Annotated in this window: 30 protein-coding genes and 5 tRNA genes; 26 read left to right on the forward strand and 9 right to left on the reverse strand. The window is 69.2% G+C overall.

All coding sequences use genetic code 11. From position 1 onward, the window contains the following. Positions 1-18 precede the first annotated feature (18 nt). The gene (locus AB0I18_RS25255; RefSeq protein WP_363107888.1) at positions 19-1,293 is read right to left on the reverse strand and encodes a serine/threonine-protein kinase; all 1,275 of its coding nucleotides are present in this window, start codon (positions 1,291-1,293) and stop codon (positions 19-21) included. A 196-nt stretch (positions 1,294-1,489) separates the two neighbouring features. On the opposite strand from AB0I18_RS25255, the gene AB0I18_RS25260 reads away from it, so the two are divergent. The 4 genes from AB0I18_RS25260 (at position 1,490) to AB0I18_RS25275 (ending at position 3,733) form a co-directional block, all read left to right on the forward strand. Next, on the forward strand, positions 1,490-1,756 hold the full coding sequence (locus tag AB0I18_RS25260; protein WP_151485138.1) for a hypothetical protein: 267 nt from the start codon (positions 1,490-1,492) through the stop codon (positions 1,754-1,756). Positions 1,757-1,991: 235 nt separating this feature from the next. After that, complete coding sequence (locus tag AB0I18_RS25265; protein ID WP_138045550.1) at positions 1,992-2,201, forward strand: hypothetical protein; 210 nt, start codon at positions 1,992-1,994, stop codon at positions 2,199-2,201. A gap of 177 nt (positions 2,202-2,378) precedes the next feature. Continuing rightward, a complete protein-coding gene (locus AB0I18_RS25270) occupies positions 2,379-3,326 on the forward strand; it encodes an aminoglycoside phosphotransferase family protein (RefSeq protein ID WP_363107841.1) in 948 nt (315 codons plus the stop codon). 74 nt (positions 3,327-3,400) lie between these two features. Further along, the gene (locus AB0I18_RS25275; RefSeq protein WP_363107842.1) at positions 3,401-3,733 is read left to right on the forward strand and encodes a zf-TFIIB domain-containing protein; all 333 of its coding nucleotides are present in this window, start codon (positions 3,401-3,403) and stop codon (positions 3,731-3,733) included. 68 nt (positions 3,734-3,801) lie between these two features. On the opposite strand, the gene AB0I18_RS25280 is transcribed toward AB0I18_RS25275, so the two are convergent. Further along, a tRNA-Val gene (locus AB0I18_RS25280) sits at positions 3,802-3,873 on the reverse strand. Between the two features lie 292 nt (positions 3,874-4,165). On the opposite strand from AB0I18_RS25280, the gene AB0I18_RS25285 reads away from it, so the two are divergent. From AB0I18_RS25285 to AB0I18_RS25295, 3 genes are all read left to right on the forward strand, one after another. Then, on the forward strand, positions 4,166-4,345 hold the full coding sequence (locus AB0I18_RS25285) for a hypothetical protein (RefSeq protein WP_363107843.1): 180 nt from the start codon (positions 4,166-4,168) through the stop codon (positions 4,343-4,345). Between the two features lie 742 nt (positions 4,346-5,087). Further along, entirely contained in the window at positions 5,088-6,008 is a 921-nt protein-coding gene (locus AB0I18_RS25290) for a nuclease-related domain-containing protein (protein WP_363107844.1), read from the forward strand. Between the two features lie 134 nt (positions 6,009-6,142). Then, a complete protein-coding gene (locus AB0I18_RS25295) occupies positions 6,143-6,937 on the forward strand; it encodes an NUDIX domain-containing protein (RefSeq protein WP_363107845.1) in 795 nt (264 codons plus the stop codon). Here the strand turns inward: AB0I18_RS25295 and AB0I18_RS25300 are convergent. Beyond that, positions 6,921-7,961 (reverse strand): XRE family transcriptional regulator, encoded by a 1,041-nt coding sequence (locus tag AB0I18_RS25300; protein WP_363107889.1) that lies wholly within the window; start codon positions 7,959-7,961, stop codon positions 6,921-6,923. The genes AB0I18_RS25295 and AB0I18_RS25300 overlap by 17 nt on opposite strands. Positions 7,962-8,392: 431 nt before the next feature. Here AB0I18_RS25300 and AB0I18_RS25305 point away from each other — a divergent pair, with 431 nt between their 5' ends. From AB0I18_RS25305 to AB0I18_RS25360, 12 genes are all read left to right on the forward strand, one after another. Next, entirely contained in the window at positions 8,393-8,749 is a 357-nt protein-coding gene (locus AB0I18_RS25305) for a hypothetical protein (protein WP_363107846.1), read from the forward strand. 2 nt (positions 8,750-8,751) lie between these two features. Then, positions 8,752-10,089 (forward strand): FtsK/SpoIIIE domain-containing protein, encoded by a 1,338-nt coding sequence (locus AB0I18_RS25310; RefSeq protein ID WP_363107847.1) that lies wholly within the window; start codon positions 8,752-8,754, stop codon positions 10,087-10,089. Between the two features lie 81 nt (positions 10,090-10,170). Further along, positions 10,171-10,329: a hypothetical protein gene (locus AB0I18_RS25315; protein ID WP_363107848.1), complete on the forward strand. Its 159-nt coding sequence runs from the start codon at positions 10,171-10,173 to the stop codon at positions 10,327-10,329. After that, positions 10,326-10,517: a hypothetical protein gene (locus AB0I18_RS25320; RefSeq protein ID WP_363107892.1), complete on the forward strand. Its 192-nt coding sequence runs from the start codon at positions 10,326-10,328 to the stop codon at positions 10,515-10,517. The genes AB0I18_RS25315 and AB0I18_RS25320 overlap by 4 nt, the downstream gene beginning before the upstream one ends. 73 nt (positions 10,518-10,590) lie before the next feature. After that, positions 10,591-11,256, forward strand: coding sequence for a DUF2637 domain-containing protein (locus tag AB0I18_RS25325; RefSeq protein ID WP_363107849.1), 666 nt, complete (start codon positions 10,591-10,593; stop codon positions 11,254-11,256). 20 nt (positions 11,257-11,276) lie between these two features. Then, the gene (locus AB0I18_RS25330) at positions 11,277-11,468 is read left to right on the forward strand and encodes a mobile element transfer protein (RefSeq protein ID WP_363107850.1); all 192 of its coding nucleotides are present in this window, start codon (positions 11,277-11,279) and stop codon (positions 11,466-11,468) included. Between the two features lie 18 nt (positions 11,469-11,486). Then, a complete protein-coding gene (locus AB0I18_RS25335; RefSeq protein WP_344393631.1) occupies positions 11,487-11,642 on the forward strand; it encodes a hypothetical protein in 156 nt (51 codons plus the stop codon). A 25-nt stretch (positions 11,643-11,667) separates the two neighbouring features. Next, on the forward strand, positions 11,668-11,985 hold the full coding sequence (locus tag AB0I18_RS25340) for a SpdD-like protein (protein WP_363107851.1): 318 nt from the start codon (positions 11,668-11,670) through the stop codon (positions 11,983-11,985). A gap of 94 nt (positions 11,986-12,079) precedes the next feature. Continuing rightward, positions 12,080-12,259, forward strand: a complete 180-nt coding sequence (locus tag AB0I18_RS25345; protein WP_363107852.1) for a hypothetical protein — start codon at positions 12,080-12,082, stop codon at positions 12,257-12,259. Continuing rightward, positions 12,252-13,637 carry a replication initiator protein RepSA gene (repSA, locus tag AB0I18_RS25350; protein ID WP_363107853.1) on the forward strand — a complete coding sequence of 462 codons (1,386 nt, stop codon included), beginning with the start codon at positions 12,252-12,254 and terminating at the stop codon, positions 13,635-13,637. The genes AB0I18_RS25345 and repSA overlap by 8 nt, the downstream gene beginning before the upstream one ends. A gap of 2 nt (positions 13,638-13,639) precedes the next feature. Continuing rightward, positions 13,640-13,858 (forward strand): helix-turn-helix domain-containing protein, encoded by a 219-nt coding sequence (locus AB0I18_RS25355; protein ID WP_363107854.1) that lies wholly within the window; start codon positions 13,640-13,642, stop codon positions 13,856-13,858. After that, entirely contained in the window at positions 13,855-15,021 is a 1,167-nt protein-coding gene (locus tag AB0I18_RS25360) for a tyrosine-type recombinase/integrase (protein WP_363107855.1), read from the forward strand. The genes AB0I18_RS25355 and AB0I18_RS25360 overlap by 4 nt, the downstream gene beginning before the upstream one ends. A 69-nt stretch (positions 15,022-15,090) precedes the next feature. Here AB0I18_RS25360 and AB0I18_RS25365 read toward each other — a convergent pair. The 3 genes from AB0I18_RS25365 to AB0I18_RS25375 form a co-directional block, all read right to left on the reverse strand. Continuing rightward, positions 15,091-15,162, reverse strand: a tRNA-Val gene (locus tag AB0I18_RS25365). A 1-nt stretch (position 15,163) separates the two neighbouring features. Further along, a tRNA-Cys gene (locus tag AB0I18_RS25370) sits at positions 15,164-15,237 on the reverse strand. A gap of 38 nt (positions 15,238-15,275) precedes the next feature. Then, positions 15,276-15,348, reverse strand: a tRNA-Gly gene (locus tag AB0I18_RS25375). A gap of 156 nt (positions 15,349-15,504) precedes the next feature. Here AB0I18_RS25375 and AB0I18_RS25380 point away from each other — a divergent pair. The 3 genes from AB0I18_RS25380 (at position 15,505) to AB0I18_RS25390 (ending at position 18,283) form a co-directional block, all read left to right on the forward strand. Then, positions 15,505-16,569: a chorismate-binding protein gene (locus tag AB0I18_RS25380; RefSeq protein WP_363107856.1), complete on the forward strand. Its 1,065-nt coding sequence runs from the start codon at positions 15,505-15,507 to the stop codon at positions 16,567-16,569. Continuing rightward, positions 16,566-17,387, forward strand: a complete 822-nt coding sequence (locus AB0I18_RS25385; protein WP_363107857.1) for an aminodeoxychorismate lyase — start codon at positions 16,566-16,568, stop codon at positions 17,385-17,387. Before AB0I18_RS25380 ends, AB0I18_RS25385 begins: the two co-directional genes overlap by 4 nt. Before the next feature lie 71 nt (positions 17,388-17,458). Further along, entirely contained in the window at positions 17,459-18,283 is an 825-nt protein-coding gene (locus tag AB0I18_RS25390) for a GNAT family N-acetyltransferase (RefSeq protein ID WP_363107858.1), read from the forward strand. Between the two features lie 44 nt (positions 18,284-18,327). Here AB0I18_RS25390 and AB0I18_RS25395 read toward each other — a convergent pair whose 3' ends face one another. After that, positions 18,328-18,852 (reverse strand): DsbA family protein, encoded by a 525-nt coding sequence (locus tag AB0I18_RS25395; protein WP_363107859.1) that lies wholly within the window; start codon positions 18,850-18,852, stop codon positions 18,328-18,330. A gap of 212 nt (positions 18,853-19,064) precedes the next feature. Between AB0I18_RS25395 and AB0I18_RS25400 the strand changes: the two genes are divergently transcribed. Both AB0I18_RS25400 and AB0I18_RS25405 read left to right on the forward strand, forming a co-directional pair. Then, the gene (locus AB0I18_RS25400) at positions 19,065-19,514 is read left to right on the forward strand and encodes a hypothetical protein (protein ID WP_363107860.1); all 450 of its coding nucleotides are present in this window, start codon (positions 19,065-19,067) and stop codon (positions 19,512-19,514) included. Between the two features lie 164 nt (positions 19,515-19,678). Further along, a complete protein-coding gene (locus tag AB0I18_RS25405) occupies positions 19,679-19,831 on the forward strand; it encodes a hypothetical protein (protein WP_010988207.1) in 153 nt (50 codons plus the stop codon). 41 nt (positions 19,832-19,872) lie between these two features. On the opposite strand, the gene AB0I18_RS25410 is transcribed toward AB0I18_RS25405, so the two are convergent. Together AB0I18_RS25410 and AB0I18_RS25415 are read right to left on the reverse strand one after the other, a co-directional pair. Next, positions 19,873-20,430, reverse strand: coding sequence for a CGNR zinc finger domain-containing protein (locus AB0I18_RS25410; protein WP_363107861.1), 558 nt, complete (start codon positions 20,428-20,430; stop codon positions 19,873-19,875). An 870-nt stretch (positions 20,431-21,300) separates the two neighbouring features. Then, the gene (locus AB0I18_RS25415; RefSeq protein ID WP_003959770.1) at positions 21,301-21,714 is read right to left on the reverse strand and encodes an SsgA family sporulation/cell division regulator; all 414 of its coding nucleotides are present in this window, start codon (positions 21,712-21,714) and stop codon (positions 21,301-21,303) included. A 191-nt stretch (positions 21,715-21,905) separates the two neighbouring features. Here AB0I18_RS25415 and AB0I18_RS25420 point away from each other — a divergent pair, with 191 nt between their 5' ends. Together AB0I18_RS25420 and AB0I18_RS25425 are read left to right on the forward strand one after the other, a co-directional pair. Further along, complete coding sequence (locus tag AB0I18_RS25420; protein WP_363107890.1) at positions 21,906-22,340, forward strand: TIGR02611 family protein; 435 nt, start codon at positions 21,906-21,908, stop codon at positions 22,338-22,340. A 69-nt stretch (positions 22,341-22,409) separates the two neighbouring features. Beyond that, positions 22,410-22,481 (forward strand) — tRNA-Val (locus AB0I18_RS25425). Positions 22,482-23,705 lie beyond the last annotated feature (1,224 nt).

The following is a 23,705-nucleotide window of genomic DNA, read 5'->3' on the forward strand; positions in this document are numbered from 1 at the left end:
GCAGCCGGCGAACAACGCTCACCCGCCGAGACGATCCCCGCTTTGGACGTACGACTGTTCCTGCCGTACGTCCCCGCCCACACCCCCACGATCAAGCCCCTGCGCGGGCCCCTGACACCCTTGCGCCGCCGCGATACCCAACGCCACCAACAACGTCACCACAACGAACACGAACAACCGCTGCCGCAGCAGCCGCGGATTGGCGGGCCGCCGCCCGCCCCCGGTGGTCCGCGGCCCAGAACGCCCCGCCCCGCCACCGCGGGACGGCGCGGGCCGACTGCCCGTGCCGGACCGCGACGGCGCCGGACGCGCCCCCGACCGCGAAGGGCTGCCGTTGCCGCGAGGCGAGGACGTGCCCTGCGTACGGCGCTGGGTGCGCTGCTCCGGGTAGCTCTCGGTGAGCCGTCCGGTCGGCCGGTCGGCATCGGCGGTACGGGGCGCCGGCGGCCGAGTGTCACTCAGCCCCTGCGCCTCCCGGGCCGCGATCTCCTTGAGCCGCAGCGACAACTGGAGCGTGCTCGGCCGCTCCTGGGGGTCCTTCGCCAGACACGCCCGTACGAGAGGGGCCAGCGCGTCCGGCACATCGTGCAGGTTCGGCTCCTCGTGCACCACTCTGTAGAGCATCACTTCGGAACTGCCGTGTCCGAAGGGCGAGTCCTGGGTCGCCGCGTACGCCAGCGTGGCCCCCAGCGCGAACACGTCCGTGGCCGGTGTGACGGCGGCACCCCGCACCTGCTCCGGCGCCAGGAAACCGGGCGACCCCACCGCCGTACCGACGTGGGTGAGCGTGCTCGCGCCCGTCGCCCAGGCGATGCCGAAGTCGATGATGCGCGGCCCCTTCGGGGACAGCAGGATGTTCGACGGCTTGAGGTCCCGGTGGACGACCCCGGCCTCGTGCACGGCGACGAGCCCCTCGGAGAGGGCGGCGCCGACGGCCGCGACGTCCGACGCGCTGAGCGGGCCCCCTTCGTTGACCTTGTCGTGCAGGGAGGGCCCGGGAACGTACTGCGTCGCGAACCAGGGCCGGTCCGCCTCCAGGTCCGCGGCGACCAGCCGCGCGGTGCACCCGCCCCGGATCCGCCGGGCCGCCGACACCTCGCGGGCGAACCGCGACCGGAACTCCTGGTCCTCCGCCAGATCGGGCCGGATCACCTTCAGCGCGACCCGCTGGCCGCGCCGGTCGGAGCCCAGATAGACAACGCCCATCCCGCCCGCGCCGAGCCGTCGGTGAAGCCTGAACGAGCCGACGACACGCGGGTCCTCGCGCCTCAGGCGCATCATCGCCATGTCCATCCCCGCTGCCCGGTCCGTTTGACGAGCCACAGCTTACGTTTCCACGGCCGGGTGCGCGCAGAGGCCGCGCCCTCACGGCCCGATCGATTGTCAGTGCCGGGTGGGAAACTTGAAAGGTGGTCAGGGGACGGGGGAGCCAGGCGGCGTTGAGCCGCCGGAATCCCCAACCATCCGTCACAGAAGGGGGATTGAGCCCGTGAAGGGTGATCGCGTGGAGATAGTGGTCGACGCCGGAGACACGACGCGTACCTACGAGGTGGTGGCGAGCCGTGCGGGCCGTCGGGTGGAGACGGCGGTCCGCAGGGGAGTGGTCGAAGTGAGCGAAGTCACCCGCAGCGGATCCGTCGTCCGCACCGCCCGCTTCATGGCGACCAGGGTGCTCGCCCTCGTCGAACAACCGGTCCCAAGAGAGGACACCTCGGAACAGACCGGACGTCCCCTCCGGGAAACCCCTGAGACCTAGGACCTCTTCTCCACCCAGGGGAGTACTCCGCAGGTCACCGGTCATCCTCCGGGAGGCCCGGCAATCGGTACGAGGGCATGACGACCCGCGGCGGCTCCACACATAGATTTGTTGTCAAGCGGCGGGTGCAGCACTCGTCCCCCGAGGTCAGACACCCGCCGCTGCCGGACAGCAAGAGCCGGACAGCAAGAGCCGGACAACAGAAGCTTTCAACCGAACGGTCAGGAGAGGGATCATGGCGGACACGGCATCGCGGACCATGATCCGCACGCGGGGACGCAGGGCGTACATCGCCGCGTTCGGTACCCGTCGGTCCGGCCAGCGCCACCCCTTGGTGGCGACGGCCATGGTCCTCCCCCTGGCAGCCCTGCTCGTGGTCGTCTTCGGCGGCTGGGAAGCAGTGGTCACACAAGCGTCGTCCGTGGGCGTGATGCTGGGGCGCTGAGCGGCGCCCCAGGCCCGGAAGAGCGGTCCGGGCGGGGACATCCGGCCATGAAACCCCGTGGGGACGGGGGTGCGGCGGACGGCAAAAAATGCGGGTGCAGCTGGGGAGCTGCACCCGCATTGCTTTGCCTGCGTACGCTCCTGGAGAGACTGGGACGTACGGCTTGAGGGGACCCGAGTGACCGCAGACGTACTGCCTGCCCTTACCGCGAAGGTGAGGACCGCGGCTCACCCGGCAGCCGAGGCCTGTGTCTGCGGTACGGGCACCTCCGTCCTGGCCGACCGCCCCGACGGCACCGTCGTCCGGCACGCGGGCACCGTGGCGAAAGCGCACGCCTCCGACACGGACCCCGCCGAGCTGGCGGTACGCATGGCGGTCGCCGCCCACCCCCGGCTCACCGGTGTTCTCCTGCCGCCGCTCAGCCCGACCGCCGTCGACTTGCACGGGCGCCCGGTCACCTTCTGGCCGTACGGCACTCCCGTGGACCGTGACGACCCCGACGCCGCCCCCTGGGAAGAGGCCGCCACTCTCCTCGCGCACCTCCACCGCACGCCGGAGTCCACGCTTCCGTCCGGCCTGCCGCCGATGCGCGGTCCGGCGAAGGCGGCCCGCGCCGTCGCCCGCCTCCACGCGGCCGGCCCGCACCCCGCCGCCGCCCCGGTCCTCCGCGCCTGGGCCGTACTGCCGACCTGGGCACGGGACGAGGCTCCGATGCGGCACCGGCGCACGCTGTGCCACGGCGACCTTCATCTGGGCCAGCTCGTGCGCGCACCGGACGGTGAGTGGCTGCTCATCGACATCGACGACCTGGGGCTGGGCGATCCCGCCTGGGACCTGGCCCGCCCCGCGGCCTGGTTCGCGTCCGGCCTGCTCCCGCCCGACGAGTGGACCCGCTTCCTCACCGCGTACCAGAAGGCCGCAGGCCCTGCCGTACCCGCGGACACCGATCCCTGGCCGGCTCTGGACGTCCCGGCCCGCGCCCTGACCGTCCAGACCGCGGCCCTGGCGATTGCCAAGTCGGTCGCGGCGGGGCGCCCGTTGGACGAGGTGGAGATGTCCGTGATCGACGCTTGTGACCGAATGGCTGCGCATCCCCCGGAGTTGGTGGAGGCTATCCCCAAGTAGGGTGCAACCGACCGAAGCCGGGCCGTGTCTGTCCTGGCGGGAGCAGTACCGACCGGCGAGGAGATGAGCCGAGCATGCAGTGTCCGAAGTGCCGTGCGCCGATGCACACTTACAACCGTAACGGCGTTCAGATCGAGCAGTGCAGCAACTGCCGCGGGATCTTCCTCGACTACGGCGAGCTGGAGTCGCTGACCCGCCTGGAGTCGCAGTGGTCGCAGCCCGCGCCGCCTCCGCAGGCCGCCCCGCAGGCGTACCCGGCGGCTCCCGCCCCGCAGGCGTACCCCGCCGCTCCCGCACCCGCCTGGGGCGCCCCGCAGCACGGCGGACACGGCGGACATGGAGGCCACGGCGGGCACTACGGTCACAAGCGTGAGAAGGGCTTCGGGCGGATGCTCTTCTCGTCCTGAACCGCTCCGAGAACCGCCCCGAACGACGAAGCCCCCGACCGTACGAGACGGTCGGGGGCTTCGGGCGGTGCGCGATACTGGGATTGAACCAGTGACCTCTTCCGTGTCAGGGAAGCGCTCTCCCGCTGAGCTAATCGCGCGGGCGGCCCGTCTGGGCCGGTGAACAGATACTGACATGCCTCTGGCCTGCATCGCAAATCCGTTGGTGTCCGTGGACGTTCGCCGTTGTGCGCGGCGGTTGTCACGCAGTTAGTCACTCAGTCCGCGCGGTTAGTCACTCACTCCGGCGGGTCTGGACCGAGGTCGGCGGAGTCTCAACCACCCAGTTGGGAGGCGTTGCACTCGCCGCATTTTCGACTGTGGGTGCTGGAGGTCACAGGGGATCATGAGCGTATGAGTCTTGGGTTACGTCGCATAGCTGGCATAGCAAGCGTGCTGGTCGGCATCACTGTCGCGACCTGGCTGGTCTTCGGTTCTCCCCAAGATTGGGAGGGCGGCATGAGATGGCTGCGTCACGGCCTGGCACTGGCATCCCTTGGAGTGATCAGCCTTGCCGCCCGGTTGATGTTCCCCGACATCCAGAAAGGCCCGTCCGAGACGGTGCCCGACTAGGTCGGCGGAGCGACTTTGGGCGGGAGCTGCCATGGGGCGAGTGATCATGGCCCCGTAAGCTCATGGCGAGTCGGGCAGTCTGTGGACCTGCCCGTTAAAGCACGACGTTGGGGCCATGATCTTCGAGGCTCGCCCCATGGCGGCTGCCTAAAGTCGTGGAGCCGACCGCCCCAGCCCCGGGGCAACGGCCACGGTAGTGGGAGAGTCCGCCGCGTACCGCCGCCGCGATCCGGCCTATTCGGTAACACAAAGCGTCTTTGGCCTGCTGTGCGGCTATCCCCTGTGCCCCATGGCCCGGTGCTGGGTTTTGGCCGCTGTGAGGTGGCGACGGGCGGACGGCGCCGCGCAGCCGGTGGCGGAGACATAGAGGCAGCGCGGCGGCGGCCGACCGGCGCCGCCGCGCGTGCGCGGCCCTCGGTCCTTGGATCGATCCCGACTTCGTTGGGCTGCTCGGGTCTGGTGGTCTTGATGGGGTGTTTTATGCGCGTGCGCTTGCGGCCCTACGGCTGCTGATGTCCTTCCCCTCCCAGGTCGGATCGCGGCGGCGGTACGCGGTGGGCTATCCCGCGTCACCGGGGCTGGTCGCCTCGGGGAAGGGTGGTTGGCGCTCGCGGCCGATCAAGCGGCCGCGAGCGGAGCGAGCCTTGATGATGTAGGGAAAGTCTGACCGCAACGCGCTCTTGCCGGGCTCGCGGTCGGCTGCTGCCATGTATGTGGGGACAGCAGCGTTCGGGGGCGGCCAATGAGTGATCTCACGGTGAACCCGTGGAAGCGGCACGGCAGAGATCGGCTGTACGTGAACCTGCCGGACGGCACTGCTGTTGCGTGGGCAGACCGTGCCACCAAAGTCATCACGATCAAGGTACAGAAACACCGACGTGAGGCTGTGACCCTACTGCGTCAACATCTCGGCGACTCGGCGACCGTTCACCCCGCATCATCCCAACCCGTTGCGCCGCCTGAAGCAGGATCGGCGGAACGTTCTCGACAGTCCGAGCCGTCCGCTGTCCGCCGGCGCGATCGGCCGTTGAAACTGCCAGAAATGACCGTCGCCAACGATCTTGGAGAGAACCGTCCGGGTGCCAAGCTCCTTGAAGCTATCGCCGCTCGTGGCCCGTCGCCGGCTCAGCGAGCGTGGTCCAAAGTGCTAAGGCGTTCCTCGGAGTGGGATTCCTGGTACACCGGTTTAGAGGGTGAGCGGCGAGTAGGCCGAGAGTTACGGCGCCTGTCCGTCTATGGCTGGCGGGTCCTGCACGGTGTACCCAAGAGTAACGGTGGCGACATCGATCATTTGCTGATCGGTCCTGGTGGGGTATTCAGCATCAACACCAAACACCACTCCGGGGCTTCAGTGTGGATCGGTGACGAGATGGCCAAGGTCAACGGTGGCCCGCCGGTGCCGTATGTGGCATCTAGCAAGGCGGAAGCCGCGTACGCCCAAGCGGTCCTGGAACGGCACTGCGAGTTCGCCGTTCCTGTGGAACCGGTCCTGGTCTTCGTCGGCGTAGCCGCGTTGCAGCGGGCCGCCACGCAATACACGGTGCGGGTTTATCAGGAGCGGGAAGTGTCGGCGCTCGGTCCGCTCTCCGGCAAGCTCACTCTGCGCCAGGTGGAACAGGTCTACGCCGTTGCCAGGCATCAGCATGCCTGGCTGCGCTCCTGACCTGCATCACCGACGCCAACCCGTCATTCATCAACTGAGACTCGGCACCCTCGGAGATCGCCTCTGTCGAGTGTCAGGCTCCACGGCTACGCTGGTGCGGGCCAGCTGATGACATCGGGGAGTGTGCTCAACGGATGGAAACGAAGTCGGCGCGGGTCGACCGCACGATTCGCGAATGGATCTCAACGGGCAAGTACCCGCCGGGGTCCAAGCTCCCTTCCGAGCGCACGCTGATCGAAGACCTCGACATCGGGCGTACTCAACTGCGCGTCGTCCTGGGCCGCCTTGCGCTCGAAGGCCTCGTGGAAGTGCATGAGCGAAGCGCATACCGCGTCCCCGAACATGCTGTCTCGGTGGAGACACCGACAGACTTGGAACCGTGGCAGATCCACGGGGAACGGACCCTCTACGACAACCAGTGGGTAAAGCTCGGGCTGGTCGACGTTGAGCCGCCCGGTGTGGAACGGTTCGAGCATCACGTAGTGCGGCTACACCATGTCGCGATCGCCGCAGTACTCGATGATCAGGATCGAGTACTGATGCTCTGGCGCTACCGCTTCGTGCCCGACTCCTTCGGCTGGGAGCTACCCGGTGGCATCGTCGACGAGGGCGAGGATCCCTCTGCGGCTGCTGCCCGGGAGGTCGAGGAAGAGACCGGTTGGCGCCCCGATGATCTGAAGCACGCGGTCACCTATCAGCCCATGGTCGGCATGGTCGACTCGCCGCATGAGATCTATGTGGGCCGTGGTGCCAAGTATGTCGGTGACCCAACGGATGTCGAAGAGGCCGGACACGTCGCGTGGGTGCCGCTCGTCGACATCCCTGGGCTTATGGCGCGCGGGGACCTGATGGGCTCGGGAACCCTCGTGGGGCTCCTTCACGTGCTTGCCTCGCGGACTGGTGGGAAGCCCCCTACAACCGCTGCGTGAGCTGCTCGATCCGGCGCCGGTGACGGACTGATCCGGTGCGGTTCGCGAGGAGACGCGCTTGCCGAAGATGATCGGTCGCCTGGTCGTACTCGTCACGGGCCAGATGAGCCTGTGCAAGATCGCACCGAAGTCCCGCTGTTGCTCGGATGAACGTCGGGTCTACGGCGTCAAGGGCTACGTACAGGTTGTCTACCGCGTCGTTATCGCCAAGCAGCGCGAGGGCATTGCCCCGCCATCGGCTCAGGTGACCTTCATTCAGGAAGATGCTCAACATGTCCGGGTCGCGAGCCTCTTCACCTGATGGCAGGCATTGCATGGCGTGATCCAGCGCTCGGCGGCAGTCGTCGGGCATATTGGCTTTGGCACAGATCTCGGCCTCGGCAGCGTAGAGCCATGCTCGAAGCCGGGGAGACATGGCCTTCCCGCCGGCTCTTTGGGCATCCCTGATCAGCTCGACCGCTACGGCTGGTCGGCCCGCGTCGCAGAGTACGTACGCCTGCTCGGCCGTGGCGTGCGCGAGGTACATCGGAGCTTCGGCTTCCTTGGCCGCGTGCTTGCCTAACTCGTAGTGCCGCCACGCTCGTTCGACGGCTCCGACATCAAGGGCCTGCCATGCGGCGAGCGTTGCCGCTCCGGCAAGTGCCTCAGCGATGGGTCGTCGCGTGTCGGGGAGCACGGCAAAGGTCAAGGCATCTTCGAGGGTCGACAGATGCCCGGTCATCTGGTCGACGAGACTGGCCGCGCCCATCTGACGATCGACGGTTCGCAGTAGTTCGGTCTGGTCCATGAACGTCTTCACCATGGTGATACTGACGCTGCGGGCTGCGTCGATACGGCTCACCAGGTCCTCATACCCGTCGGTTTCTGGGACTGCCGGCGCGGTGTGCCTGCCGTACAGCTCATCGTCGGTGATCCCGAGCAATGCTCGAAGGATCTTCGCGTACCGCTCCGTGATCGGGCGTCTGTCGTTCTCCCACTCCGAGACGTAGACGCGCAGGCTAGCCGTGGACGCGATCGTGAGCAGGTGTTGCCGCGCGTGCCGCTCGATCTCTCGGATCAGCCGCTCTTGCGACCACTCGCGCGCACTCCTCGCTGCCCGGAGTCCGTTCGCCACGTGCACCGCCCTGCATGTGAGTCCTGAGCCGTAACAGCAGCATGCCTCACATCGGCGCAGGTCGTCAGGGGTTAACCCAAACCACGTTAACCCCTGTTGGCTACCGGGGAGTTGGCGTACGCGGTTGTCTAGAAGCGTCGCAGGAAGGCGAGTTGAAGAAGCCGGATCGCGACAGGGCTTGACATCTGGTGCGCACCAGATGGAATCTATTGGTGCGCACCAGTTTGGAACGCGAGTGTCCGTGGCCGTCTGCCTGCGGACCAAGACCAACAACACACAGGAGCGGCGACCCACCGCCAAGTAGTCCGCCGCTCCCGCCCCTCGGAAAAGGGAGTTCCATAATGCGTCAGATCCCCGTCGACACGAACGGCGCGACCTTGATGGTCGCTCAGCCTCCGCAGATCAAGATGCGCGACAAGAAGAACGGCGTGATCGCCACTGACACCGACACCGGTCACACGCTGATGACCGTGGACGTGCTGTTCGTGATGAACGGCAACGCCGAGGTCGTGTCCATCACGGTGACCGAGCCGGACATCTCCGGTGAGCTGGCCATGGGTACCCCGGTCGCGCTGACCGGCCTGGTCGCCCGGCCGTGGGAGAACGAGTTCAACGGCCAGAAGCGGCACGGGATCAGCTTCCGTGCGGTCGCCGTGACCTCGCTGGCCGCCGGCGCCTCGAAGCCCAAGGCGGCCTGACGATGAGCTGGTTACTGATCGCGCTTGCGGTCGTGGTCGGGGTGGCGCTGCTGCTGAAGTGGCGCCGTCCCGCCTGGTACTGGCTGATCTTCGGCATCCTGCTCGCCGCGCTGCGCATCCGCTTTCGCTACGCGGCCGTGATGGACGCCTGTCACCTCACCGTCCCGGCCTCCCGCCTGCGGCTGGCGTTGGCCCGCTGGTCCAAGAAGCCGACTCCGCAGCAGCGCATCCCCCGGCTGCTGTGGCTGCGCCCGACCCGCACCGGCGTCCGGCTACGGATCAAGATGCGGCCCGGTCAGGACGCGTTCGAGTTCTCCGCCGCCGCCGACCGACTGCGCCACTCCTTCGGCGTCCATCAGGTCACCTCCCGCGAGGCGAAGCCGGGCGTTGTCGAGATGGCCTTGACCGGCTACGACGTGCTCAAACACGTGCAGATGCCCGCCAAGACCGACCGTGGCCTGTTGAAGATCCCGGTCGCGCTGGTGGAGGACGGATCGGTCCACTACCGGGACTACCGCGAGGTGCCGCACTCGGTGACGGCCGGCGCCACCCAGTCGGGCAAGTCCGTGTTTCAGCGCACCGTGATCAAAGAACTCGCTGCGCAGCCGGTCGCGCTGGTCGGCATCGACTGCAAGAAGATCGAACTCGCCCCGTTCGCCCGCCGGTTCTCCGCCCTGGCGGACAACCCCGACGACGCGGCCGATCTCCTCGAAGCGCTGGTAGTCCGGATGGAGGGCACCTATGACGTGATCCGCCGCGAACAGCGGATCAGCGCGGATACTCCGGATGCGGAGATCGCCGCGAACATCTGGGACCTGCCCGCAGCGCTGCGCCCGGTGCCGATCGTGGTCACCATCGACGAGATCGCGGAACTCGCGATGAGCAGCAAGCGCAACGACCCACGCCGGGACCGGATCATCACCGCCTTGATCCGCCTCGCGCAGCTCGGCCGCGCCGCCGGTGTCTTCCTGGACATCTACGGGCAGCGCTTCGGCTCCGAACTCGGCGACGGCATCACCATGCTGCGGGCCCAGTTGACCGGCCGGACCGTGCACCGCGTCAACGACGAATCCACCGCCAAGATGGCCTTCGGCGACATCTCGCCGCACGCGGTGTTCGCCGCCACGCAGATCCCCAACACCCGTCGCGGGATGGCCGTAGTGGGCTACTCCACCGGTGAGTGGACCCGCATCCGCACCCCGCACACCTCGATGCGGCAAGCCGTGTCCGCCTGCAACCGGCACGCCCACCTGACCCCGGATCTCCCGGAGTTGGCCCGCTTCCGGCCCGTGCTGGATCTCGCGCCCGTCGAGGCGCCGACGGTGGCCGAAGCCGCCTGAGCCTCATCCCGCTCGATCGGTTGGCGTGACCGTCTCGCGCCCTGTCCCTACCCCGCCCATGCCCGAAACGGAGTGATCACTTTGACCGTCATCCCGTTCCCCGAGCGCACCCCGCCGCCGGGTCCGGTTGATCCGCTGGAGTCCGCCTTGCTGTCCGCGTGGAACAACTCGCCGGACCTCATGGACGCCTACCGCGACGAAGAGCCCGAGGACACCGCCGACCCCGGTCAGGACCGGTGACCATCGTGGCCGCGCGCAAGACGACCGCCTGCCGTAAGGCGCCCGTGTCGGAGACCGCGAAGTGCCCGACCTGCGACGGCTCCGGCGAGGTTGACCGCGCCGTTCGTGTGGGTCGCAAACAGCGCGTCGTCGGCCGGCAGACCGGCATCTGTCTCGCCTGCTTCGGCTCCGGCCAGGCCACCGACTGAACCCGCCGGGGCCGGGCGGCTGGACACGTTCCCCGCCCGGTCCCGGCCCAACTTCCCCGAAGGAGGTGAGGACATGACTCGCTCGATCCGCCCGGACGCCGTACTCGTCCAGGCCGTGATTGCCGGGGCGCTGTCCTTCGCCCACCTGCACGACCTGGCCGCCGCCGCCGGACAGACCGGCTGGAAAGCCTGGGCCTACCCGATCTCGGTCGACCTGCTGTTCGTGGCCGCATGGCGCCGGCTGCGCACCGATGGCCCGTCCCGGCTGGCTTGGTCCTGGTTCCTGATCGCCCTGGTCGCCTCGCTCGGCGCCAACGTCGCCACCGCCGGACTCCTGAACCTGAAGGACGTTCCGGCCTGGCTGCGCATCCTCGTCGCCGGCTGGCCAGCACTGGCCTTCCTCGGCGGCACCCTCCTGGCCCACTCGCCCACGACCGGCGACCGGATGTCGACTCCTGCGGCATCCGCAGCCCCGGCCCCCGAACCGGAGCGCATCGAGCCGGACCCCGTCCCCGAGCCGCACGCCGCCCGGCTGGCTGCTGCCGAGGACGTTCCGGCGCTGCCCGCCGCCGCCCCTGAGCCGGTTCCGCAGGTTCCCCCCGCGCTGGTCGCCCACGCCCGCAAGGTCGCCGACGACCACCAAACGCGTACCGGGACTCGGATCGACACCGACACCCTGCGCGCTCGTCTCGGGGTTCCTGCCCCGATGGCGGACGCGATCGCTACCCAACTCACCTGAATCCGAAAGGAGCACTACCCATGGGCCTCTACCAGATCTGGCGCGAACTGCATCACGTCGGCAAGGTCACCGTCGGCACCGCCCACGGACGCCGGGGCGAGATCAAGTACGTCGCCGCCTGCGCGGCCGAGGACTGCGGTTGGTCCGTCGAGTACGACGACGTCAGCCCCGCCATGATCGCCGCCCAGGGCCACCGCTGCCCGGTCCGCTGACCCGAGAGGAGACCTGCCGTGTCTGTGCCGCTGTGGTTCTTCATCGCCTGCGTCGGCCTGGTCGGCATCAAGCTCGTCCGCCCGCCGCTCTGGCTCGTCATCGTCCTGCTGATCGGCGGCTACCTGCTCGCCGACAGCTTCCTTGCCCCCGCCATCGACACCGCCACCAAGTAGCCCCGCAGAGAAGGGAGTTCAGCTCATGTTCCAGCCCCGCGTCCCGGTCAACCCCACCCCCACCGGGGAGGTAATCCCGGTTTACACGCCGACCCCGATCGAGCCGCATGCCGGCCACGCCCCGACCGCCTGTCACTGCCAGAGCCCCGCTCCGGTCCGTCCGAGCGTCCAGCTCACTCCCGGCGCGGTCGTGGCCGTGGCCGGAGCCGGCACCGCCGTGGCCCTGGTGGTCGGCGCCGTCCTGGTCTCCATGCTGCTCGCCGTGGCCCTCACCGGCGCCTCGCTCGCCATCTGCGCCCTGGTCATCCGCTCCCTGGTGACCACCGACGCCAAGCGACGCTGACCGGCCCCCGGAGCGGCCTCCACTGCCAGGTTTCCGCCGCTCCGGGCGCCTTCCCACCTTCCCGATCCAACGGACCCGAAAGGGAAGCACCATCATGCCTCAGTACGTCTTGAACACGCCCATTTGCTCGCACTGCGACGGCTTCCCCGTCGCCGCGATCACCACCGGCGCCCGTCACCGCGACGGCTCCCGCCAGACCATCCGTGTCGCCTGCCCGGCCTGCCACGGCACCGGCACCGTTCCGGCCCGTCGGCGGGAGGCGGCCCGTGTCTGACGCCGCGACACTCGCGGGCTTGGCCCCGGACACCCTCGCCGACATGCTGCGGGTGGCCGGGGCTCCGGGCTTCGACCGCTGGCAAGACCAGATCAAACGCACCGGTGGCTGTGCCGACCCGATCCACCTGACCGGCTGGACACTCACCAAGGACAAGGCGACCGGCGAGACGCTGCACCACTACAGCACCGAAGGTGAACCGGGTGGCCGGCTGCGCATCGCCTGCGGCAACCGCCGTGCCTCGCGCTGCCCGGCCTGCGCCTGGATGTACGCCGGGGACACCTACCACCTCATCCGCGCCGGACTCGCCGGCGACGACCGCCACGACATCCCCGCCACCGTCCGCGAACACCCCCGCGTCTTCACCACCCTCACCGCCCCCTCCTTCGGACCCGTTCACAACCGGCCCACCCACGGACGCTGCCGCTGCGGTGCCCGCCACGCCGACGATGACTCGATACTGGGCACGGCGCTCGACCCAGCGACCTACGACTACGCGGGCGCGGTGCTCTTCAACAACCACGCCGGCGACCTGTGGCACCGGTTCATCAAACGACTGCGCCGCGAGATCGCCGCCCGCGCCGGCCTCACCCAACGCGAACTCGCCGACACCGCACGGGTCTCGTACGGCAAGGTCGCCGAATTCCAAAAGCGCGGCGCCGTCCACTTCCACGCCGTGATCCGCCTCGACGGACCCGACGGCCCCGAAGACCCACCACCGTCCTGGGCCACCGTCGAACTCCTCACCGCCGCGATCCGCGCCGCCGCCGTGCACCGCTACGCCACCGTCTCTGTACCCGCCGTGGGCAACGAGCCGGCCCGCACCTTCCAGTGGGGCACCCAGCTCGACATCCGGCCGGTCAAGGCGTTCGGCGACGGTACGGACATCACCGAACAGGCCGTTGCGTCCTACGTCGCCAAGTACGCCACCAAAGCTGCCGAAACGACCGGCACCCTCGACCGCCCGATCGGCAACCGCGAAGCGCCCGTTCTGCTCGGCGTGCCCGACCACTCTCGCCGGCTCATCGAGGCCTGCTTCGACCTCGAACCCCTCTACCCAGACCGTCGGCTACGGGCCTGGGCTCACATGCTCGGCTTTCGCGGTCACTTCTCCTCCAAGTCCCGCCGCTACTCCACCACCCTCGGCGCGCTCCGGCAGATCCGAGCCGACTACCGCGCTTCCCAGGAACGCGAAGCCTGCGGCCTCGACGACACCGAGCCGGACACCGTGCTCGTCCTCGCCTCCTGGCAGTACGCCGGCCACGGCCACACCCCCGGCGAATCCGCCCTCGCCGCCACCATCGCCCGCGACCTCCAACTCAACCGCGAAACCGCCCGCGAGGAACTCGTCTCGCTGCCTACTGAGAGGGAGTGGTGAGCATGGCGACCGCCGTTGAGTACGGCCTGGCTGACGAACCACTCCTCTACCGGATCAAAGACGTCGTGAGGGTGCTCAACCTCAGCCGAACCGTGATCTATGAGCAGATCCGCGCTGGGCGCCTTCGTACGGTGAAGCAAGGGCGTGCACACCGCATCCCTGCCTCGGCGGTCCATGAGTATGTCGCGCTCCTCGAACACGAGGCGGGAGGCGACCGGTGACGAAGCGACGTAGCAGGGGAGACGGCGGACTTCACTGGGACGACAAGCGCCAGCGCTGGATTGCAACGGTCAGCTTGGGCTATGACGGGCGAGGAAAGCGGATCGTCAAGCGGGGCAGTGGCCGGACCAAGACGGAGGCCAAAGCCAAGCTGAAGGAGGTCATTCGGGACTACGAAGACGGCCTTGCCATCGCACCCTCGGGCTACACGGTCAAGCACGCTGTTGATGACTGGCTGGCCTACGGCTTGGCGGGACTGGACGGGGCGACCGTGGCCAAGTACACGACCCTCTGTCGGCGGCACATCATTCCGGCGCTCGGAGCGCGGAAGCTCCGCGACTTGACCGCCGACGAGGTGGACAAGTGGCTGGCTGACAAGGCCAAGGTGCTCAGTACGAGCACGCTGCAAGTGATCCGGTCGTGTTTGAACCGAGCGGTCAAGCGGGCCATGGTGCGGGACAAGGTGAAGCGCAACGTCGTTGAGCTGTGCTCCGTTCCGACCGGCCAGGAGGGGCGTCCCTCCAAAGCGCTCACCCTCGTACAGGCTGAGGCGGTGCTGGACGCTGCCGCTGACACGCCGCTGCACGCGTACATCGTGCTGTCTCTCCTCACTGGCGGTCGGACGGAGGAGCTGCGCCCGCTCACGTGGGATCACGTGGACCTCGAAGGGACGCCGGACGCGGATCCCCCGATCCCGCCGCACATCGCTGTCTGGCGTTCCGTCCGTGCGAGCGGGGATACCAAGACCCGGAAGTCGAGGCGCACGCTCGCGCTGCCTGCTCGCTGTGTGGAGGCGCTGACCGAGCAGCGGAAAGCGCAGGATCGGGAGCGTGAGAAGGCGGGGGAGCAGTGGAAGGAGAAGGGGCTCGTCTTCACGTCCGCAGTCGGCACAGAGCTCGACGCGGCCAACGTGCGGCGTGCCTATCGGCGCGTCCTTGCTGCGGTGGACGGTCTTGACTCTGCGGACTGGACACCCCGGGAGCTCCGGCACAGCTTCGTGTCCCTGCTCTCCGACAACGGCGTACCGCTGGAGGAGATCTCTCGGCTCGTGGGGCACTCCAGTACGGCTGTCACGGAGAAGGTCTACCGGAAGCAGATCCGCCCTGTGATCCAGACGGGAGCGGTGACCATGGACCGCATCTTTGAGGGCGGCGAGGATCGGTAGTCACGCAGATAGTCACTCGCTACGCACCAGAGGCCGTCTCCCGTATCGGGAAACGGCCTCTGGCCTGTGTGGACGATACTGGGATTGAACCAGTGACCTCTTCCGTGTCAGGGAAGCGCTCTCCCGCTGAGCTAATCGTCCTTGGAGGTGGAGACGGGATTTGAACCCGTGTAGACGGCTTTGCAGGCCGTTGCCTCGCCTCTCGGCCACTCCACCAGGAGTCGGGGGCCCGGGAAGAGCCCCCACTTCCTGCGAGCGGACGACCAGGTTCGAACTGGCGACCTCAACCTTGGCAAGGTTGCGCTCTACCAACTGAGCTACGTCCGCTTGTCGTTTCCGAGCCGCTTGCGCGTCCCGGCGACGTGTTGAACTCTAGCGGATTCCGGGGCCAGTACAAAAACGCGTTTGTGCAGCGTGCTGCGCTGCGTCCGCTCGACGACACGGCCGGGGCACCCGTTGGTCACCCACCATAGACTCACAGCCGTGCACGACCTCCCAGCTCTCGCCCGCTTCGGCGGCCTCGTCGCGACCGGTCTCGTCGACGTCACCGGCGACCCCGCGGCCCTGGACTCCGGTGGCTTCTGGGCCGTGAGCGCCGACTTCGAGGGGCGTCTGGTATGCGCCCGTTTCGCGGACGTACGACGAGAGCCGGTGCCCGCGCCGGTGCCGGGGGAGTGGCGGGGGCCGACTGCCGGTGACTGGGCGTCGTCGCTCGACCGCGTCGCGTACATGGCGGGCGTACGCCGTATCCGGGAGCACATCGCGGCCGGCGAGGTGTACCAGGCGAACCTCTGCCGGGTCCTGTCCGCACCCGTCGCGCCGGACGCCGACGTGGACGCGCTGACCGCCCTGCTGGCCCGCGGCAACCCGGCGCCGTATGCCGGAACGATTCGCCTGCCCCGCCACGGGGTGGAGATCGCCACCGCGTCCCCCGAACTCTTCCTGCGCCGCAGCGGTCGTGTCGTCGACTCGGGGCCCATCAAGGGCACCGGGCGCACCGAAGCGGATCTTCTGGAGAAGGACTACGCCGAGAACGTGATGATCGTGGACCTGGTGCGCAACGACCTGGGCCGGGTGTGCGCGACGGGGACCGTGACCGTGCCCGACCTGTGCGTCGTGGAGAAGCATCCGGGTCTGGTCCACCTCGTCTCCACGGTCCGCGGCGAACTGCGCGAGGACGCCGGCTGGCCGGAACTGCTGGCCGCGACCTTCCCGCCCGGCTCCGTCACCGGCGCCCCCAAGTCCAGCGCCCTGCGGATCATCGAGGCCCTGGAGACGGCGCCCCGCGGCCCGTACTGCGGCGGCATCGGCTGGGTCGACGCCGACCGCGGGACCGGAGAGCTGGCCGTGGGCATCCGCACCTTCTGGATCGACCGGTCCGCCGAGGACGCGGCCGTGCTGCGCTTCGGCTCCGGCGCGGGGATCACCTGGGGATCCGACCCCGAGCGCGAGTGGCGGGAGACCGAACTGAAAGCCGCGCGACTGCTCGCTGTAGCGTCAGGGGTGTATCCAGGGGCGTACGACGCGAGCGGAGGGACCCCCACGTGAAGATCTGGCTCGACGGCGGGCTGCAGGACATCGAGTCGGCCCGTGTCTCCGTCTTCGACCACGGGCTGACCGTGGGCGACGGCATCTTCGAGACCGTGAAGGTGCTCGACGGCCGTACGTTCGCGCTCACCCGCCACCTCGACCGGCTGGCGCGCTCGGCGCGCGGCCTCGGGCTGCCCGAGCCCGATCTCGACGAGGTGCGCCGGGCCTGCGCCGCCGTCCTGGACGCCAACCCGATGCCGCTCGGCCGCCTGCGGATCACGTACACCGGGGGCCACGGCCCGCTCGGCTCCGACCGCGGGGAGCACGGACCGACCCTGGTCGTCGCCCTGGGCGGGACCACCCGCCGCCCCGACTCCACCGCCGTGATCACCGTGCCGTGGACCCGCAACGAACGCGGCGCGCTCACCGGCCTCAAGACGACCTCGTACGCCGAGAACGTCGTCGCCCTCGCCCGCGCCCGCGAACAGGGCGCGTCCGAGGCGCTGTTCGCCAACACGGTGGGGCAGCTGTGCGAGGGCACGGGCTCCAATGTCTTCGTCGTCCTCGACGGTGAGATCCACACCCCGCCGGTCGCCTCCGGCTGTCTCGCCGGCATCACGCGGGCCCTCACCGTCGAGTGGACGGGCGCCAGGGAGACCGACCTTCCGCTGGACGTCCTGGAGCGGGCCGAGGAGGTCTTCCTGACCTCGACCCTGCGCGATGTGCAGGCCGTGCACCGGGTCGACGGGCGCGAACTGCCGGGCGCACCGGGCCCGGTGACCGCCAAGGCGATGCGGATCTTCGACGAGCGGGCCGGCGACGACCTCGATCCGTAACTCGGCCCACGGTCCCAGGTCATCCCGTTAACCGGATGCCCTGAGGCCGCGGTACGGGTACAACACCCTTGATGACCACCACCCTGCGGCCGACCGAGCCGCTTCAGCACGCCGCCGACGGGACGCGTTCGCGCCACTACCAAGTGTGTGTGAACAGCCGTCCCGTCGGTGCGATACACCTCGCGACCAGCCCCGCCTTCGGGCGGTCGGTCGCCCAGATCCGCGAACTGCGGATCGAGGAGCCGGACCGCAGGCGCGGGCGCGGCACCGTGGCCGCGCTCGCCGCCGAGGAGGTGGCGCGCGGCTGGGGCTGCGCGCGGATCGAGGCGGCGGTGCCGGCCGATGCGGAGGCCGCCCTGCGGCTGGCCACTGCGCTCGGCTATGTCCCGCGCAACCGCAACATGGAGAAGCGGCTCGACGGGACTCCTCCCGAACTGCCCGCCGGCAGCCGGGGACGTCCCATGACCGAGGCCGAGTTCGGGTCCTGGATGGAGCGGGCGAACGAGGACTACGTTCAGGACTGGACCGCTCGCGGGGTGCCCGAGGCCGAGGCCCGCGCCAAGTGCGAGCGGGAGCAGGCCACTTCACTGCCGGACGGGCTCAGCAGCGAGGGCATGGAGTTCAGCGTCCTGGAACACGAGGGGACGCCGGTCGGCAGGCTGTGGCTGGGGTCGCACGACGGCTGGGCCTTCGTGTACGACGTCGAGGCCGATGAGCGGTACCGGGGGCGGGGGTACGGCCGTTCGCTGTTGCTGCTGGCGGAGGCGCAGGCCATCGCCGTCGGAAGGACCGGCATCCGCCTGAACGTCTTCGCCGGGAACGCCCCGGCCGAGCGGCTCTACGACTCACTCGGCTACGAGACGACCACCCACCACCTCTACAAGAACCTGCTGTAGAGCGCCTACGAGAACCTTCTGCAGAGGGCGGGCCTTCGCGGCGATCAGGCCTCCTGCCCGGCCAGCAGGCGGTCCACGATCTCCTCGATCCGCTCGCGCAGCCCCTCCTGGCTCTTGCCGCCGTCGAGGAACTCGCCGTCGATGACGTACGTCGGGGTGCCGGTCACGCCGATGGCCTTGCCCTCGGCCTGGTCGGCGTCGACGATCAGGATGTGCCGGCCGTCGATGAGGGCGGTGTCGAACTCCTCGGCGTCCAGGCCGAGTCCGCGCGCCACCTCGACCAGGAGGGGTTCTCCCTTACGGTCCAGCTCCGCCACCCGCCCCAGTACCGCCTCGACGTACGGCCAGGCCTGCCCCTGTTCGGCGGCTTCCTCGGCGGCCTGCGCGGCCGCGAACGCGTGCTTGTGCTTCTCCAGGGGGAAGTGCCTCAGCCGCAGCTCCAGCCGGTCGCCGTAGCGGGCGCGCAGCGCGTGCAGGTCGTCCAGGGCGCTACGGCAGTCCGGGCACTGGAGCTCGCACCAGACGTCCAGGACGGGGACGGCGGGGCTTACGGGGGAGGAATCGCTCATGGACCCCAGTGTCCCAGCACTGCCCTCCCGGCCCAACCGGGACCTCGCCCACTCCGAATGACCCCCGGGACGGTCCGGGACCGGGCCCTGAGGAGGAGCCGACCCGGATATGTCCCTGAGGTCTTCCCGGACCATGGCATACCGGGCACCGAGCGGTGCAGGATGGAGGGGACGAAGCGACTCTGCCCGACCGAGCCCTGCTGGAGGACCGGATGATTGCCGAGACCGTCTGCTCCGCCGTCTCCGCGGCCGGCTTGGGCATCGCCGCGGTCACCGCGTACCGCAAGCGCTTCCTCGCGGCGGCCCGTCTCGCCGCCTACTCGCTGGTCCCCGTCGGCCTGGTGATGACAGGGGCCGTCGAATGGGTGGCCGAGACCGCCTTCAGCCCGACGGCCTGGGCGGGCTTCGGGGTGCTCGGCGGCGCCTGGCTGCTGTTCGTGACCACGCGCGCCGTCGAGCGGCGCCGTGGCGGCACGCGCAAGGAGCGCAGGGCGGCCCGCTCCGCGCAGCGCGAGGCGGTGGCCCCCGCGGCCTCGGCACCCTCGCTCGGCCAGGGGGTGGCCCGTCCGCCCGCCACCCGCCCCGCGGCCAAGCCCCGCGCGGCCGAGTCCGGTGACGACTTCAGCGACATCGAGGCCATCCTCAAGAAGCACGGCATATGACGCTCTGAAACGACACAGTGAGCCGGGCGGTGTCCTGAAGGGGCGGCGCCGAGCCGGTTGTCCCAGATCTTGGACCGCTGTGTCACGGATTTCGGCAAACTCCCCCATAAACCGGGCGTGTTGATCGCGTCGGGAGTGGCGGCTGCGTCATCATCGCCCGCGAGATGCTGGACACAACACAGAGCGACACCGCGGCTCCTCCCGAGGAGCGGCGAGGTTGTCTCTTCGCGCTTTCCCAGCCACCGCTGATGATCTTCCTTGCGGTGATCGGCTGTCTGCTGCTCATGGCTTCGCTGCACGATCTGCTGCTGCTCTGAGCCGTACGCGGAGTCCCTGGCGTCACCCGCCGAGGACTCCGTCAGCCCGCCGCCTCCTTGCGACGCGCCCGGTAGGCGGCCACGTGCAGGCGGTTTCCGCAGGTGCGGCTGTCGCAGTAGCGGCGGGAGCGGTTGCGGGAGAGGTCGACGAAAGCGCGCCGGCAGTCCGGTGCCTCACAGCGGCGCAGCCGTTCCTGTTCCCCGGCCACCACGAAGAACGCCAGGGCCATGCCGCAGTCGGCCGCGAGATGGTCGGCGACGGACGCGCCGGGCGCGAAGTAGTGCACGTGCCAGTCGTAGCCGTCGTGATCCGTGAGACGGGGGGTGGTGCCCGCGGCGGCGACCAGCTCGTTGATGAGCACGGCGGCGGCCCGGGGCTCGGGCGCCGCGAAGATCCCGGAGAACCGCCCGCGGATCTTGCGTACCGCCGAGAGATCGAGCTCGGTCAGCGTCCCGACATCGCTGATCTCGTGGTTTGCTACGAAATCCTCCAGCGCCGCGAGGGTCGCGAGCCCGTCCGCCGTGTCGTCCTCCGGTGCGGTGTTCACCAGATCGACCACGGTGTCGAGGGCGCACCGGGTGTCGTGGGTGATCAGCACGTTTCGCTCCCTGGCCTGGGGGTCGGGCGAGCGCCCGCCGATGCAGGCCGATGCTAGCGGCTCCACGACACGCTGGACCGGCACGGGACTCGGGCGCCGGCCTGCTGCGGCATGCGGGTGGGGCGGGGTGGAGTGCGGTGAGGCGGGTTTGTGTGCCGGGATGTCGGGGTGGGGGGTGGGGGAGGAGCGGGCGGCTGTCCGGATACGTGGTCCGGGCATCGACGAGGGCGGCTTGCCGGGATATCCGGGATGCCTTAGATGCCTTGACGTGCGGGAGGGGATCCGTTCTGCCGGGCCGGCTGACGGCCTGCACCCATGGTTCTTGACCACCGGGCTGCTGGAGGCCCTGCACGTCCCTTGGCTCTGGCCGCCGACTGCCGGAGAGCGTGAACAGACGGCTCCGCCTGGCGGGCTGCCGGCGCACCTGCCGGAGGCCGGGGCCGTGTTCCGGCCGCCTACTGGTACGTGCACCAGCCGCATTCGGCCGCTGCCCGTAGCCGCTGCCCGTTGGCGGCTTCTACGCGGCTGACCGCCGACCGCCGTGCCGTCGGTCTGCTGCCGGCCGCTGGCCGGCGGGCTGCGTTTCGACGGTCCGAGGGTCCGGGGTCGCCGTACTGTCGCGCCGGCGCATTGGCTCGCCTGTCGGGCGGACCGGCGGGAGCGCACCCAGTCGGCCACCGGTACGCCGGGCCGCCGGGGCATACAGGCGGGTCCAGTCCATACCCGCCCGACCGCCGGAGGCACACAGCGGCGCCGCCCCGCGGGAGATCCGCGGCGACGGCGCCGATGTGTGTGCCCTATTCGGTTGTCTGAGCCCGAGCCGTCTCCCCGAGTGGACGGCGCCGGGCGGCTTGGTGCGGAGACCTCGCCCTAGCTTTCGGCCAGGATGTGCGAGAGCTCCGTGTCGAGATCGAAGTGCCGGTGTTCCGTGCCAGGGGGCACGGCGGCGTCGGTTCGCTTCAGGAAGGACTCCAGGGCCCGCGCCGGGGCCTCGAGCAGTGCCTCACCCTCCGGGGAGCTCAGGGCGATGCACACGACGCCCTGGCCATGGCTGCGGGACGGCCAGACTCGGACGTCGCCGGTACCGGTGGGCCGGTGCAGGCCCTCGGCCAGGAGGTCGCGGGCGAACACCCACTCGACGGTCTCTTCGGCTCCGGTGTGGAAGGTGGCGTGCACGGCATAGGGATCGGCCGTGTCATACCGCAGTCCTGCGGGAACAGGCAGTGAGGACTCGCTCGACACAACGAGGCGCAGGTGCAGCTCGCAGCTGACCGTGGTGTTCATAAGCGCCAGGGCCTTTCGCTCAGTGTGCGCTCGGGGATTCGCACGTCGGCGAAATCGACATGCCACCTACGGTGCCGTTGTAAACCCCTCTGAGTGTTTTGCGTGTCTTTAGGTAGCTCATCCGGCCGAGGGCTCGTTCGCGGAGTACCACCATTCCGGTGACCGGTTTCCGTCGGGTAGGGTTTGGCCGTATGAATACGGGGAGTGACGGAACGGGGGAGGTCGCCATGGCGACCGACGGAACGAAGAGCGAGCCGGTGCTCGGATCCCGTGCGCCGGAATTCATCAAGGCCCGCCGCCTGCTGCATCTGAGCTGGCAGGTGTGCGTGTTCATCGTGGGGCTCGCGGTCGTGGTGGCGGGCGTGATCATGCTGCCCTTGCCCGGGCCGGGCTGGCTGGTGATCTTCGGCGGCATGGCGATCTGGGCGACCGAGTTCGTCTGGGCGCAGTTGGTGCTCCGCTGGACGAAACACAAGGTCACCGCGGCGACGCAGCGGGCGCTCGATCCCAAAGTGCGGCGCCGGAACATCATCCTGACGACCATCGGGCTGGTGATCATCGCCGTTCTGGTCGGAATCTACGTCTGGAAGTTCGGCTTCGAGATGCCGTGGAAGATCAAGGAGTAACACCGCTCCGCGCGCTCGAAGGACGTTCGGAAGCACCCTCTGACATGGGGTAATGTTCTCCGTGCGCCCGGGCGATTAGCTCAGCGGGAGAGCGCTTCGTTCACACCGAAGAGGTCACTGGTTCGATCCCAGTATCGCCCACCCATACGATTGGCGGCCCTTACCTGCGGAAAGCGCAGGCCGGGTCGCCTTCGTCGTTTCCGCGCACCTCCGGCGCGCGTCGCAGGGGCTCGGCCCCGTCCGCACCGCATCGAACCGGTCACGCCTGTCGGCTTTGTGTGTCGCCCCGGCTGCCGCGGGCCGAACCGCCCATGACGCTTTCGATCCGGCGGTATGCCCTGTCCGGGAAGTACCTGAGAGGCGGACATGATTCCCCTCGCTTCGGCGGGCACACGGATGCTTCCGCGTCCTGCAACTCTCCAGGAGCAGCCGGCCCGGGTTCCACCAGGCCGGCCCAGGTCTCACCAGGGCCTGGCCGTCTCCGATGGCTCTTGAAACTGCCTTCCGGCCGGAGCGAGTGCATCCGATGGCGGAGGAAGTCGCGCCTCATGAGGCGATTCGCGTGGCGCCTACTGGCCGGGCTCGCGGACGACCAGGAGCCATCAGGAAACGGCCTGGGCCCGGTCCGACCAGGGCCACCAGGGCGCGGCATGCGGTTGCGTCCAGAGAAGTGGTGTCGTGGCGCGATCTTGTTGAGTCTCTGTGTCGCGTGGACCAGGTGCAGGTGCAGGTGCGGGTGCAGGTGCTGGTGCGACTTGAGAGGTGATCGCTGCTGCACCACTTGGCGGGACACGGCCACCTCCGCGGCGTCGCGACGCCCGGCACGCGGTCGCGTTCCGCGGAGTGGTGCAGAGCCGCAGGGCACATGACTCCGCAGGTCACACATCATGCCGGGGTCGACGCTCTGGCCGGCCGGCACTCGCTCGGCCGAGAGCGGCAGGAACGCCGCCAAGGGGTTCCCATCGCCGCTCGCCGCAGCATCGGTCACCGGAGCAGGACAGCCCCGACTCGTACACCACCTCGCCGGACGCGACCCGGCACGCCCTCGCGCCGCGCCGCGCTCAGGCCCAAGTGCTCCAGTGCGAGGGCCTGCGCCCGGTTCCCCAAGCTTCGGCCGAGGCCCCGGACCAGGCACCGAACACCGCTCCCTCCCACAGAGATCCAGCAGAAGACCCCTGACCTGCCTTCCGGCCACAGCTCGACCGCACTTTTGTCCCACCTCAACCCACCCCCACCCCAGTCCGCCTCCGTCACGCACCCCGGCCGCCATGACGCCCCACCACACTCGTGCAGCTCAGCCCACATTTCGCAGCCCACCGCACACGAGAACCGCGCCCACTCACTTCGGCCTGCCATTCATCGACC

The sequence above is a fragment of the Streptomyces sp. NPDC050704 genome (genome assembly GCF_040654355.1).
GTDB lineage: Bacteria > Actinomycetota > Actinomycetes > Streptomycetales > Streptomycetaceae > Streptomyces.

Bases quoted from the DNA above. Each gene is read 5' to 3' on its own strand.
- AB0I18_RS25255 (WP_363107888.1), bottom strand. From the start codon at position 1,293: ATGGACATGGCGATGATGCGCCTGAGGCGCGAGGACCCGCGTGTCGTC.
- AB0I18_RS25265 (WP_138045550.1), top strand. From the start codon at position 1,992: ATGGCGGACACGGCATCGCGGACCATGATCCGCACGCGGGGACGCAGG.
- AB0I18_RS25275 (WP_363107842.1), top strand. From the start codon at position 3,401: ATGCAGTGTCCGAAGTGCCGTGCGCCGATGCACACTTACAACCGTAAC.
- AB0I18_RS25290 (WP_363107844.1), top strand. From the start codon at position 5,088: ATGAGTGATCTCACGGTGAACCCGTGGAAGCGGCACGGCAGAGATCGG.
- AB0I18_RS25295 (WP_363107845.1), top strand. From the start codon at position 6,143: ATGGAAACGAAGTCGGCGCGGGTCGACCGCACGATTCGCGAATGGATC.
- AB0I18_RS25305 (WP_363107846.1), top strand. From the start codon at position 8,393: ATGCGTCAGATCCCCGTCGACACGAACGGCGCGACCTTGATGGTCGCT.
- AB0I18_RS25310 (WP_363107847.1), top strand. From the start codon at position 8,752: ATGAGCTGGTTACTGATCGCGCTTGCGGTCGTGGTCGGGGTGGCGCTG.
- AB0I18_RS25325 (WP_363107849.1), top strand. From the start codon at position 10,591: ATGACTCGCTCGATCCGCCCGGACGCCGTACTCGTCCAGGCCGTGATT.
- AB0I18_RS25330 (WP_363107850.1), top strand. From the start codon at position 11,277: ATGGGCCTCTACCAGATCTGGCGCGAACTGCATCACGTCGGCAAGGTC.
- AB0I18_RS25340 (WP_363107851.1), top strand. From the start codon at position 11,668: ATGTTCCAGCCCCGCGTCCCGGTCAACCCCACCCCCACCGGGGAGGTA.
- AB0I18_RS25345 (WP_363107852.1), top strand. From the start codon at position 12,080: ATGCCTCAGTACGTCTTGAACACGCCCATTTGCTCGCACTGCGACGGC.
- AB0I18_RS25355 (WP_363107854.1), top strand. From the start codon at position 13,640: ATGGCGACCGCCGTTGAGTACGGCCTGGCTGACGAACCACTCCTCTAC.
- AB0I18_RS25390 (WP_363107858.1), top strand. From the start codon at position 17,459: ATGACCACCACCCTGCGGCCGACCGAGCCGCTTCAGCACGCCGCCGAC.
- AB0I18_RS25395 (WP_363107859.1), bottom strand. From the start codon at position 18,852: ATGAGCGATTCCTCCCCCGTAAGCCCCGCCGTCCCCGTCCTGGACGTC.
- AB0I18_RS25400 (WP_363107860.1), top strand. From the start codon at position 19,065: ATGATTGCCGAGACCGTCTGCTCCGCCGTCTCCGCGGCCGGCTTGGGC.
- AB0I18_RS25405 (WP_010988207.1), top strand. From the start codon at position 19,679: ATGCTGGACACAACACAGAGCGACACCGCGGCTCCTCCCGAGGAGCGG.
- AB0I18_RS25415 (WP_003959770.1), bottom strand. From the start codon at position 21,714: ATGAACACCACGGTCAGCTGCGAGCTGCACCTGCGCCTCGTTGTGTCG.
- AB0I18_RS25420 (WP_363107890.1), top strand. From the start codon at position 21,906: ATGAATACGGGGAGTGACGGAACGGGGGAGGTCGCCATGGCGACCGAC.